We start from the raw sequence: 11,778 nt of genomic DNA, 5'->3' as shown, positions 1-11,778 counted from the left end.
ATACCAGACACTGCGCGCGAAACCTTAGTTTTGCACGCCGTGTCTATACTTGTCCTAAATACCTCTTTAAATATCTACGAGGACCGGATGACTTTGAACTGGCTTGCCTGAGCAAGCGGACGCAAAGTCACGTGGTCAAGATTAATGTGGTGAGGGATGTTCAATGCAAAAACTACTGTCTGAGCAACGTCTTCTGCCACCAGAGGGTTCTGTACCCCGGCATATACCTTTTCTGCAGCTTCCACAGAACCCAAGCGGTTCAATGAAAATTCTTCTGTATGCACCATACCCGGGCGAATCTCAATGACGCGCACATTGTGATCAGCTTCCTCAAGGCGCAGAGCCTCGGTAAGTCCCCGAGCACCGAATTTCGCGGCGTTATACCCTGCACCTCCTTCATAACCGTTTTCGGCAGCTGTGGATGTCAGGTTCAGAATACTCCCCTGACCGTGAGCCCTCAGTGCGGGAGCAAAGGCACGCACCGTATGTAGAATTCCGAGCACGTTCAGGCGGTACATCGCAAGGTAGTCATCCGGGTCTCCATCAGCAACACGATCAAGACCGATCGCTCCCCCAGCGATATTAACCAGCGCATCAAGCTGTAAGTGCTCCGTTATGATCTGCTTTGCAGCTGCGTTTACTGCCGATTCATCAGTAACGTCACAGGTTATAGGATGCGCTCCGGTCTCTGCTTCAAGCGTGCGAAGACGTTCGGTACGGCGAGCAAGCGCATAAACCGTCCATCCAGTAGCCGTTAGCTGTTCAACGGTTGCGCGACCGATGCCACTGGAGGCTCCTGTTACGACGGCAACTTTACCCTCACAAGCGTTGGGGGCAAATGGATTGGCAGGAATACGAGTATTGTCTAGCATCATGAACTTACCTTTCCACGTCGGTGGTGAAAGTCTTATTCATCTATGATGCCATACACAAAATTATCGTATAGGAAGATAGGCAATACGCGCTGACAGAGTCACACGCACATCGTACATCTGCGGGATAGCAGACAGCATTATCGATTCTTCCCACTCTCATGAACGCTCACCTTTAAAGGTGCATAACGCAGTACTCTTAGCGTTTCCGCTGGGGAAAACCCCATTTAGAACGTTTACCGTCACGGAAACCCAGACGATGCTCAAAATGGCGAGAGCTGCTGCCCGTCTTCGTAGTATCGGGAGGAACGGTTCCTGCTTTTGCTGACATGAGGTATAAAATCCCCGCTCCCGGCAAGAAAAGCACAAGCGGAAGTATCATGTGCAGACGCTCTTCGTTGTATCCGGTTCGCGTTGTTAAATGCCAAACGCAAACCGCAACGATCGCGAGATGAAGAGCAAGTACCGTCATAACAGGAGCTGATATCTCAAACATGGAAGTCCCTTGAAAAGTTTTCCTGTGTGATACTCACCAGTCTACTCTTATGCGGTATCTTGTGATAGGGAATCGAGAGATAACACACGGTGAATAGATAAATACATCACATAAGGCACGGAAACTACAGATATACCTATGGATCTTTTAGCATTTCGCTCTCGCAGCGCACAATGCGATGCTCTCTATACCCGCCGCGAGCAGCTTCGTACTCGGGCCGAGCAAATCCGTGCAAGAACGCGTCGCCCCTGGAGCTCCGCCCTGCATTTCCTCTTCGGGCAAACCTACCGGGACCCAAAGTTCTATCATCATTTTTCGCATCTTCCACGCCGGGAACAGCGCCGTTTTCTCTCCTCGCAACGCGAGCTTATCGTACGAATTGAGCGCGCGTTGGCAGAGTATGAAGTACGGGCATATGCTGCGTGATGATACGTTTCTGCGCTATATAGGACATCTAGAAACGCACTTAGCGTAAAGGCGCTAACCTACGCTATGCGATACACCGCCACAGCCCATAAAGTATGAGAAAATAGCCCCTATGGCTGAAAATACTCAGGGCTCAGACTCGCCCGCACAGATTAACGTTCCTGATCGTCCCGCGCTCGAAGGCCTCGAAGAGAAACTCTCCGAACGCTGGGCACAGCAGAAAACCTATGCCTTCGACGAGAACACGACGCGCGAAAAGGTTTATTCGATTGATACCCCACCGCCGACCGCATCCGGCTCGCTCCATGTGGGGCATATGTTCTCCTATACTCAAACCGACGTTATTGCCCGCTACCAGCGTATGAGCGGTAAGAATGTCTTCTATCCTTTGGGCTGGGATGATAACGGTCTACCCACCGAACGTCGCGTACAAAACTACTACGGTGTACTGTGCGACCCTTCCGTTCCCGATAGCCCAGATTTTCGCCAGCTGATTCCGCTCAAGGCCGATGGCTCACCCAAGCCCGACCGCAGCCAAGCAAAGTGGCCACGTATTTCACGCAATAACTTCATTGAGCTATGTGAAGAACTCGCTGTTGAAGACGAGAAAGTTTTCGAGCATCTTTTCACAACCCTGGGGCTTTCCGTCGACTGGTCCCATACCTACCGCACCATAGATGCGCATTCACGCAAAGTCTCACAGCTTGCATTCCTCAAAGACCTTGAGGCGGGTAATGCTTATATGGCGGAGGCACCGACTATGTGGGACGTTACCTTCCGAACCGCCGTAGCGCAGGCCGAGCTTGAAGATAAGGAACGCGACGGAGCATACCACCGTATCAGCTTCCACCGCGAAGATGGCGAAAAAGTCTGGATTGAGACTACCCGCCCCGAGCTGTTGCCGTCCTGTGTAGCGTTGGTGGCGCATCCCGATGATGAACGGTATCAGCCGCTCTTCGGAACGAAAGTGACTTCTCCTCTATTCGGCGTTGAGGTCGAGGTGATGGCGCATCCGCTGGCTCAGCCCGATAAAGGGGCTGGCATCGCCATGATCTGTACCTTCGGTGATACCACCGACGTTACCTGGTGGCGTGAATTGCAGCTTCCAACCCGAGCCCTCATCGGGCGTGACGGCCGTTTCTCCCGCGAGACTCCCGAATGGATTACCTCTGCCGAAGGCCGCGAACGCTACGAGCGCATGGCGGGCACCACCGTCTTTACCGGTCAGAAGACCGTAGTCGAAATGCTTGTTGAAACTGGCGAGATGGAGGGTGAGCCGAAAAAGATTAAACACCCCGTCAAGTTCTATGAGAAGGGCGATAAGCCTCTTGAGATCGTGGCTTCACGCCAGTGGTATATTCGCAACGGTGGTCGCGACGCCGAGCGCCGCGAAAAGCTTATTGAGCGCGGACGCGAAATCAACTGGGTTCCCGCCTTTATGCGCAGCCGCTACGAAAACTGGGTGGAAGGTCTTAACGGCGACTGGCTGATCTCCCGTCAGCGTTTCTTCGGCGTTCCGTTCCCGCTCTGGTACCCGCTTGATGCCGAGGGTGAGCCGGATTGTGAGAACCCGATTCTGCCGGCTGAGGATATGCTTCCGGTGGATCCGGCCTCGCAAGCTGCCCCCGGATATTCGGAAGACCAGCGTGGTGTACCTGGCGGATTTATTGCCGATCCAGATGTTCTCGATACCTGGGCTACTTCTTCACTCACCCCGCAAATTGCAACCGGCTGGGCTACAGATCCTGAACTGCACGCGAAGACCTTCCCGATGGACCTTCGCCCGCAGGGACACGATATTATTCGTACCTGGCTCTTCTCCACCGCTGTGCGCGCCGAGACCCTTGCATCCTCTGTACCTTGGTATAACACCGCACTGTCGGGATGGATTCTTGACCCCGACCGCAAGAAAATGTCGAAGTCTAAGGGCAATGTTGTTGTCCCGCACGATGTACTCGATAAATACGGTTCGGATGCGGTACGCTACTGGGCAGCCTCGGCCCGCTTGGGCGCTGATACCGCTTATGACGAAGGTCAGATGAAGATCGGCCGCCGCCTGGCGATTAAACTTCTCAACGCCTCAAAGTTCGTGCTGAATTTGGGTGCTACTGAGAAATCGGTGATTACCTCGCAGTCTCAGGGGCAGGTGCTTACCAACGCGCTGGATCGCTCCTTGCTTGTGCGTTTGGCGTACCTCATTGAGGAAGCAACTGCTGCTTTCGAGAAATACGAATACGCTCGTGCCCTCCAGATTGCGGAGAGTTTCTTCTGGTCATTTACCGACGATTTCGTGGAACTCATTAAAGACCGCGCCTACGGCGCTCGCGGCGAGACCGAGCAGGCTTCTGTGCTGGCGGCTCTCGCCACCACTCTGGATGCGCTTCTGCGGCTCTTCGCGCCTTTCCTGCCGTTTGTGACCGAAGAGATTTGGTCGTGGTGGCGTGCGGGCAGCGTGCACCGCGCATCCTGGCCACAGGCTCTGCCGGTTCTTGAAGGTGCATTATTAGCGGAGTATGCAGCAAACAACCCAACAGCCGGTATTTCGGCACAGTGGGTACTTGCTGATGTGAATCCCGCCCAGATTGAGAACCTCAAGCAGGTTCTTCCCGATGTCGCAGAAGCACTCGGCGGTCTGCGTAAGGCGAAGAGCGATGCAAAGGTTAAGCAGCGTACCGAGGTCGAGTCTGCTACGATTGCCGCCTCTCAGGAGCAGCTGGAGCGTATCCAGTCTGGTCTTGAGGATTTGCGGGCGGCAGGCAACGCTCGCGAGGTTTCTCTGGTACCTTCGGAAGGCGAACTTGAAGTTCGTGACGTAGTGCTTGTTGTGGAAGAAGCTGCCGAGTAGTCTCTCTAGAACAGCCACGTTCTCACGTTGTTTCTGGATATGCCGCATGGCATAGACTCCGTGCTGGAGCGAAGAATTAGGTTCTTCGCTCCAGCATTTTTTATATGGTGGGGAACGGTTCAGCGAAACGACGCCCTATTGCGCACCGCCCTATGGTAGCCTGTAGAATTCACATAAGCGCCGAACGCGCAAACGCACAGATTATGCAGGCAGAAGGAATCCCCATGTCACATAAACCTTCTGACATTATTCATGAGGGTGTAGCAGAAGAACATGTTAAGGCAAGCAAACCTGTGACGGTCGCGCCTCCAACATCTCCTCCAGTGTATCGGGGCGACTTTGAGTCGCGCGGCGAGCATAAGGATATTATTCCGAGGACCTTCTGGGTTGGTATTTGGGATACGGCTTTTTTCACACTGGCAGGTATAGCCTCTGTGGTGCTTACCGTTCTGATCCTGCTTAATACCGTGGGACATTCTTGGTGGGGCATTCCGATTGCACTTTCGTTCTGGGCAGTCACCGCTTATTTGACGCTCCCCCGATTTCACGCGATCATGACGCGCATCTATGTTCCCGACTATTTTATTGGGCGCACCCGCACCCCGGATGGATTATTAGGCGACCCCGTCAATATCGGTATTATCGGCTCAGAAGAGCAAATTCACCAGGTGATGCAGGATGCTGGCTGGACTCGCGCGGATGAAGTCACCTTGGTTTCCAGCTGGAAGATTATTGTTTCGACAATTACCCGAAAATCCTATAGTGAAGCACCGGTATCTCCTCTCAAGATTTTTGGGCGAGTACAGTCTTTTGCGTATCAGCAGGAGGTTGACGGGAACCCGAAGAAACGCCACCATGTGCGGTTTTGGCGAACTCCGGATGGCTGGCTGCTTCCCGGTGGTCACCGCGTCGATTGGCTGGCAGCAGGAACCTATGATTCAGGGGTCGGCTTTAGCTTTTTCACCCTACAGGTGACGCATCGGATTGATGCCGATACGGATTTTGAGCGTGATTATATTGTCGAGTCTATTCAGTATGCGCATCCGAGCACACGGGTAGATATTATCGAAGATTTTTCGACCGGCTACCACTCTCGAAACGGTGGTGGAGATACAATTCGTACGGACGGCGCGCTGCCTATTATCACGCTGAGCAATGAGGGCGTGAAAGACCCGCGCCAGGTTAAAGACCTAAACTTGGCGAGCGCTCATGACCTAGCTTATGAGATGCCTGCGGGTCTGCTGATAGCCTCTGTGATGATGATTATTTCAACTCTCTTAGAGCTTGCTAACGCTGTTTTAACTGTAGTTAATCATCAGGAATTACGCAGCACGGTACTCAGAAGCGATGCGAGTGAAGAAATTACGGCCTTGCTTGCCGGGGAACAGGGGCAAACATTTTTGACGGTGCTGAGCGGTGTGCTTCTTGCGGTAACTCTTGTCTTCTCTCTCGTACACCTATTTCTGCTCTGGAGTACGCTCCGGGGCTCGTCGAAGGCTCGTCGTCTGGTTCTCTTGCTCCTTGCGGTGAGTTTTACAGTAACCGCTGGCGGTGTTATCTGGGGGCACCAGCATATGCCATTGAGCGCGCTTTTCTTCCAGCTTGGAGTCAGTGTTTTTGCCATGCTGGGTTTCACCTCGGATGCGGCGGTCAGCTATACGGCTGCACGCACATTCCATATGCGCGATATTCGTTTGCGTCATCGGGGTTCTCGGCGAAAGCAAACGAGTAGCTAATTCAAATACGCATAGCTGAGCCGTTACGCTCCTCCAGAGAAAGCGTAACGGCTCAGCTATAGTACATAGTAAATCTACTACCCATCTTCACCGTGGAAGATAGGTCCCACGGTACGACTGCGCTTGAGTTCAAAGAACCCAGGATACGATGCCATTGCTACGGCGCCGTCAAAGACCTTACCGGCTTCTTCACCATGCGGTGAGGGCGAGAGCACGGGACCGAAGAAAGCTACATCGTTAATCGCAAGAAGGGGCACGCCAACATCATCGCCGACCTTATCAAGCGCCTCTGCTGTCGAGGCGCGTAACTGCATATCGTATTCGTCGGTGGTAGCGTACTGAATCAGGTCCGCAGGCAAATTCGCTTCTTTGAGAGCTTCCTCAATAGCAGGCAAAAATTTGTCTCCTTCAGAGATATTCTTCTGATGGTGGATCTGCTCGCCCAGAGCATCGTAGAGAGCCTTCAAAACGTCGTCACCGTGGAGTTCGCGGGCGGCAGCCACTACACGGGCGGGGCCCCAGGTGTTGTCGATCATAGCGCGGTATCCAGGATCAAGCTCGCGTCCTTCATTCAGAACAGCGAGTGAGAATGGGCGCCAATGCACCTGAATATCACGCACCTTCTGCACCTCGCCAATCCAGCGCGAGGTAATCCAACACCACGGGCAGGTAGGGTCGAACCAAAAATCAACGGTTGTTGTCACGAGGGTATTTCCTTTCATCATTGTATAAGTTCAAACCTCATCGAGACCTCCAATATTCCACCAGGTTCTCACCTGCACGAATAACCTACGCAGCCTTCTTCTTGGCGCGAGTACGAGCACTCTTAGAGGACTTTTCATCAGCCTCAAGAACGTATACGGGCTCAGCACCGGTGCGCACGGTATCTTCTGTGATTACCACGGAGGTAACGTCCTGACGGTCAGGAACCTCAAACATAATTGGCTGCAGAATACCCTCCATCATGGAGCGTAGCCCGCGTGCCCCGGTCTTACGGGTTTCTGCAAGCTCGGCGACCGCGTGCAAAGCATCATCTTCAAAGATAAGCTCAACGCCATCAAGCGCAAAGAGATGCTTATACTGCTTCAGCAAAGCATTTTTAGGCTTCGTAAGAATCTGTTCAAGCTCTTCGGTGGTGAGCTCTTTCAACGTAGAGATCACAGGCAAACGACCGATTAGCTCAGGGATGATACCGTAATGGGTCAGATCTTCGGGCATGATCTGCGAAAGCGTCTGATCAGTATCCGGTGCGGCGGTCAGCTCGGCCCCAAAGCCTATACTGGTTCGATCGGTGCGGGCTAAGATCCTGTCTTCCAGCCCATCGAAAGCACCAGCGACAATAAAGAGAATATTTGAGGTTTCAATCTCAAGATTGGTATGTGCCGGATGTTTACGCCCGCCCTCTGGAGGAACCGTTGCCAGAGTACCTTCAATAATCTTCAAAAGCGCTTGCTGCACGCCTTCCCCCGAGACATCGCGGGTAATAGATAGGTTTTCTCCGCCTTTGCGGGCAATCTTATCGATTTCGTCAATATAGATAATGCCGTTCTGCGCCTTTTCGACATCACCGTCGGCGGCGTTAATAAGCCGAAGCAGAATATTCTCGACATCGTCGCCAACGTACCCAGCTTCGGTGAGCGTAGTAGCATCGACAATGGCGAAAGGAACATCAAGCTTCTTTGCAAGAGACTGCGCAAGATAAGTTTTTCCGCTGCCGGTGGGACCAATCATCAGAATATTAGATTTTCCCAGGTCTACGGATTCACCCGCAGTTGCCGAAAGGGTTCGGGAGTGAAGTACCGGATTGTTTAAGTCATGGATGCGCTTGTAGTGGTTATAGACCGCCACCGCCAAGGTGCGTTTTGCAGAATCTTGACCGATCACATAATCATGCAGATAGCTGTAAATCTCACGAGGAGTAGCGAGTTTCTTGATCTTTTTGGTCTGCGGCTTCTTTGTTTTTTGCCGTTCCTCATGCAAAATCTCGTTGCATAGTGCAATACATTCATCGCAAATGGAGACATGCGGACCGATCACAATCTTGAAAACCTGGGTACGCGTCTTAGAACAGAATGAGCAACGCATACCCGGAGCAACAGTTTTCTTGTTTTCTTCCGTACCACCGGTGTTGTCGGTGTTAGCCACGCGCCCTCTCCTTTCTACGAGTGTTTGCAAGCTATCACAAGGTGCTTGTTACCAGGCTACCCTAGTTTTTCGCTGAGGTGTGAAGACAGGCTGTCACTGTGATGCGGCGTGTCGTATTCGATGTAATTTGACAATTATGACGCTGTGTAACTTGAGGTTTTATGTACTTTTTGGGGTATAACGTATAGGTGCCGCATCCTCAATTTTGAGGATGCGGCACCTAATAGTAATCGTATATACGTTTAGACAACAGAAAGGACTACACTCATATTTCTAATCGTGCGACGTAGCAGTATTGGTAGCAGGCTTGTTAAGTTTACGCGAATCCAGTACCTTATCCACTAAACCGTATTCTTGAGCGGCAGCAGCAGTTAGAATATTATCGCGCTCGATCGAACGGTCAACTTCCTCATAGGTCTTGCCGGAGTGCAGGGCCAGGGTTTGTGCAGTCCACTCACGCATACGCATAACTTCGTTCGCGTGAATCTCAAGGTCAGATGCCTGTCCGCCTTGCTGTCCGCTTAGGGCGGGCTGGTGAATAAGCACGCGAGCATTCGGAAGAGCCAAACGCTTACCCGGGGTTCCAGCAGCCAAAAGCACTGCCGCAGCCGATGCAGCCTGACCCAAGCATACGGTCTGAATCTCGGGGCGAATAAACTGCATGGTGTCATAGATGGCGGTCATTGCTGTAAAAGAACCACCGGGAGAGTTGATGTACAGGGTAATATCGCGATCGGGATCTTGAGCCTCAAGCACGAGAAGCTGAGCCATAATATCATCTGCCGAAGCGTCATCAACCTGGGTACCCAAGAAAATAATGCGATCCTCAAATAGCTTGGCGTACGGATCTTGACGCTTATAACCGTAGGGGGTACGTTCCTCAAAGCTGGGGAGCACGTAACGGCTCGAGGGCATCTGCGGTGCAGAATCTTGAGGTAGGTAGTTCATATGTGTATTTCCCCTCTTTACTTACCCTCGGCGGTCAGATTACCGCCAGTGGATAGTGCGATGTGATCGAAGAAGCCGTATTCCAAGCCCTCTTCAGCGGTAAACCAGTTATCACGGTCATTGTCTTTCAGAATGGTCTCAAGGCTTTTACCGGTACGTTCAGCCGTGATCTCTGCCAGACGTTTTTTCATATCTAAGATGAGTTCTGCTTGAGTACGGATGTCGGATGCGGTACCACCAATACCACCAAGCGGCTGGTGCATCAGGATTCGGGCGTTGGGGGTCGCATAACGTTTGCCCATGGCACCTGCTGTCAGAAGGAACTGTCCCATAGATGCAGCCATACCGGTTACTACAGTCACCACGTCATTCGGAATGAGCTGCATTGTGTCGTAAATAGCCATGCCAGCGGTCACCGAGCCACCGGGAGAGTTAATGTACAGGTAAATATCTGCCTCGGGATCTTCAGCCGATAGCAACAACATCTGTGAACAAATTAAGTTTGCGTTTGAGTCCCTTACTTCAGACCCCAGCCAAATAATACGCTCCTTGAGCAGACGATTATAGACGTAATCTTCCTGCCCTGTGACGGGGTTCGTAGCCATAGTCGGGGTGTTATTCCCAGACCCAATAGGCAGAGGCATGTAGCTAGACATCTTCCCTCTTCTTCTCGATGGGTTTCACGCGCTCCCTACCATGCGGGCCCGTGAAAATATTCATTGCTACTACAATACCGGGTCACGGCTGTATTCGGGCGGAGTTTCGCCGTAGTTCGCCAAAGGGCGAACGTCACTCAACCCTCAGCGCATTATATCTATTTCCTCTGTTGGGGCATGTACCAAAACTTAACACAACAATGCGGGCGTGCACCGCAGGATTCTTTCCTGCACATGCACGCCCGCATCCGTTATAGGTATCTGCGGAGAGAAGGACTACTTCTCGTCTTCTTCACCTTCAGAGAGGAACTTGGAAAGGTCTACAGCCTTACCCTTAGTGTCTTTGACGACAGCCTTCTTAAGAACTTCGCCTAGAGCCTTGGAGCGGCGTACCTCGCCCACAAGCATTCCAGCCTGGCCGGAACCGTCAAGCATCTGTGCGAACTGGTTCGGATCCATGCCGTACTGCGAGCTCATGGTGATGATGTAGTTGATCATCTCATTCTGGTTTACTTCAACTTCTTCAGCATCAGCAATAGCATCAAGCACCATCTCATTCTTAAAGGCGGTCTCGGTGTTCTCACGAACTTCCTGACGGTGCTCTTCGGTATCGTGGTCTTCACCGGCTTCGGGGTTGTTGAAGTGCTGCTCCAGCTGTTCTTCAATGACCTTTTCAGGTACGGGAACCTCAATCATCTCAATGAGCTTAGCCAGCACCTTATCGCGTGCCTGTGCGCCCTGCTCAGAGACCTTGGCCTCGGCAACCTGGTTCTTCATGTCTGCTTTAAGCTCATCAACAGTATCGAACTCAGAAGCAAGCTGCGCGAACTCATCGTCAACCTCAGGAAGCTCACGCTCCTTAACAGCGGAGAGCTTCACCTTAATGGTTGCGTCCTCCCCCGCGTGATCGCCGCCGGAAAGCGTGGTCTCGAAAGTTGCATCTTCGCCCGCAGACAGACCGATCAGGGCCTCATCAATACCGTCCACCATGGTGCCGGAACCGATCTGGTAAGACAGGTCGTTTGCTGCGTCAATTTCCTGACCATTGATTTCAGCGGTGATGTCAATGGTGACAAAATCATTCTTAGCTGCGGGACGCTCAACGTTCTTCAAGGTACCAAAACGCTCACGCAGAGCTTCAAGAGCCTGCTCTTCGTCTTCTGCAGTAACCTTGATTTCGTCAACCTCAACCTCGATACCCTCATAGTTGGGAAGCTCGATTTCAGGACGAACGGTCACGGTGATGTTCAGCTTCACGTCTGCTTCACGATCGTTCACCGTGGGCTGGCTCTGCACATCAAGTTCGGGCTGTGCCAGCGGGGAGAGCTCATTCTCGCCCAATGCCTGTGAGTAGAAGTCGTTCAAGGCGTCGTTCAGAGATGCTTCGACAATGTAGTCGTAACCTGTGCGCTGCTCAATGAGCTGCTTAGGCAGCTTGCCCTTACGGAACCCAGGAACGTTAATCTGCTGAGCCAGGTTCTTATAGGTGCGGTCCAGGTAGGACTTGAACTCTGCGAAGGGAACCTCGACCTCGATCTTCGCGAGGGTCGGATTGAGCTTCTCGACGGCGGTCTTCACGTCTGTGTTCTCCTCATATAGTCGGATGCGGCACAAGCCTGTGAACCGCAGTTAGTTACTGGAAAAGGGCGCCGCA

10 protein-coding genes are annotated in these 11,778 nt (G+C 52.4%); 3 read left to right on the top strand and 7 right to left on the bottom strand.

Annotation, left to right across the window (positions count from 1 at the left end; all coding sequences use genetic code 11):
• Nucleotides 1-74: 74 nt before the first annotated feature.
• Nucleotides 75-872, bottom strand: a complete 798-nt coding sequence (locus HMPREF3016_RS09010) for an SDR family oxidoreductase (RefSeq protein WP_048751523.1) — start codon at nt 870-872, stop codon at nt 75-77.
• Nucleotides 873-1,071: 199 nt separating this feature from the next.
• Entirely contained in the window at nt 1,072-1,368 is a 297-nt protein-coding gene (locus HMPREF3016_RS09005; RefSeq protein WP_037230985.1) for a hypothetical protein, read from the bottom strand.
• A 138-nt stretch (nt 1,369-1,506) separates the two neighbouring features.
• On the opposite strand from HMPREF3016_RS09005, the gene HMPREF3016_RS11165 reads away from it, so the two are divergent.
• The 3 genes from HMPREF3016_RS11165 (at nt 1,507) to HMPREF3016_RS08990 (ending at nt 6,375) form a co-directional block, all read left to right on the top strand.
• Nucleotides 1,507-1,794: a hypothetical protein gene (locus HMPREF3016_RS11165; protein ID WP_048751455.1), complete on the top strand. Its 288-nt coding sequence runs from the start codon at nt 1,507-1,509 to the stop codon at nt 1,792-1,794.
• Between the two features lie 112 nt (nt 1,795-1,906).
• The gene (gene valS, locus HMPREF3016_RS08995; protein WP_070741741.1) at nt 1,907-4,639 is read left to right on the top strand and encodes a valine--tRNA ligase; all 2,733 of its coding nucleotides are present in this window, start codon (nt 1,907-1,909) and stop codon (nt 4,637-4,639) included.
• 152 nt (nt 4,640-4,791) lie between these two features.
• On the top strand, nt 4,792-6,375 hold the full coding sequence (locus HMPREF3016_RS08990; RefSeq protein WP_246828529.1) for an LssY C-terminal domain-containing protein: 1,584 nt from the start codon (nt 4,792-4,794) through the stop codon (nt 6,373-6,375).
• A gap of 77 nt (nt 6,376-6,452) precedes the next feature.
• Here HMPREF3016_RS08990 and HMPREF3016_RS08985 read toward each other — a convergent pair whose 3' ends face one another.
• From HMPREF3016_RS08985 to tig, 5 genes are all read right to left on the bottom strand, one after another.
• Nucleotides 6,453-7,100, bottom strand: a complete 648-nt coding sequence (locus tag HMPREF3016_RS08985; RefSeq protein WP_048755274.1) for a mycothiol-dependent nitroreductase Rv2466c family protein — start codon at nt 7,098-7,100, stop codon at nt 6,453-6,455.
• A gap of 64 nt (nt 7,101-7,164) precedes the next feature.
• On the bottom strand, nt 7,165-8,460 hold the full coding sequence (gene clpX / locus HMPREF3016_RS08980; RefSeq protein WP_048751527.1) for an ATP-dependent Clp protease ATP-binding subunit ClpX: 1,296 nt from the start codon (nt 8,458-8,460) through the stop codon (nt 7,165-7,167).
• A 333-nt stretch (nt 8,461-8,793) separates the two neighbouring features.
• On the bottom strand, nt 8,794-9,468 hold the full coding sequence (locus HMPREF3016_RS08975; protein WP_048751458.1) for an ATP-dependent Clp protease proteolytic subunit: 675 nt from the start codon (nt 9,466-9,468) through the stop codon (nt 8,794-8,796).
• A 17-nt stretch (nt 9,469-9,485) separates the two neighbouring features.
• A complete protein-coding gene (locus HMPREF3016_RS08970) occupies nt 9,486-10,124 on the bottom strand; it encodes an ATP-dependent Clp protease proteolytic subunit (RefSeq protein ID WP_048751459.1) in 639 nt (212 codons plus the stop codon).
• A gap of 276 nt (nt 10,125-10,400) precedes the next feature.
• Entirely contained in the window at nt 10,401-11,702 is a 1,302-nt protein-coding gene (gene tig, locus HMPREF3016_RS08965) for a trigger factor (protein WP_048751461.1), read from the bottom strand.
• Nucleotides 11,703-11,778 lie beyond the last annotated feature (76 nt).

It is taken from the genome of Rothia sp. HMSC065D02 (genome assembly GCF_001815285.1).
Classification (GTDB): Bacteria; Actinomycetota; Actinomycetes; order Actinomycetales; family Micrococcaceae; genus Rothia; species Rothia dentocariosa.
This window is presented reverse-complemented; position numbering and strand designations above follow the sequence as displayed.

Coding starts and splice junctions, on each gene's coding strand:
- HMPREF3016_RS09010 (WP_048751523.1), bottom strand. CDS start 872: ATGCTAGACAATACTCGTATTCCTGCCAATCCATTTGCCCCCAACGCT.
- HMPREF3016_RS09005 (WP_037230985.1), bottom strand. CDS start 1,368: ATGTTTGAGATATCAGCTCCTGTTATGACGGTACTTGCTCTTCATCTC.
- HMPREF3016_RS11165 (WP_048751455.1), top strand. CDS start 1,507: ATGGATCTTTTAGCATTTCGCTCTCGCAGCGCACAATGCGATGCTCTC.
- valS (WP_070741741.1), top strand. CDS start 1,907: ATGGCTGAAAATACTCAGGGCTCAGACTCGCCCGCACAGATTAACGTT.
- HMPREF3016_RS08990 (WP_246828529.1), top strand. CDS start 4,792: ATGGTAGCCTGTAGAATTCACATAAGCGCCGAACGCGCAAACGCACAG.
- HMPREF3016_RS08985 (WP_048755274.1), bottom strand. CDS start 7,100: ATGATGAAAGGAAATACCCTCGTGACAACAACCGTTGATTTTTGGTTC.
- clpX (WP_048751527.1), bottom strand. CDS start 8,460: ATGCGTTGCTCATTCTGTTCTAAGACGCGTACCCAGGTTTTCAAGATT.
- HMPREF3016_RS08975 (WP_048751458.1), bottom strand. CDS start 9,468: ATGAACTACCTACCTCAAGATTCTGCACCGCAGATGCCCTCGAGCCGT.
- HMPREF3016_RS08970 (WP_048751459.1), bottom strand. CDS start 10,124: ATGTCTAGCTACATGCCTCTGCCTATTGGGTCTGGGAATAACACCCCG.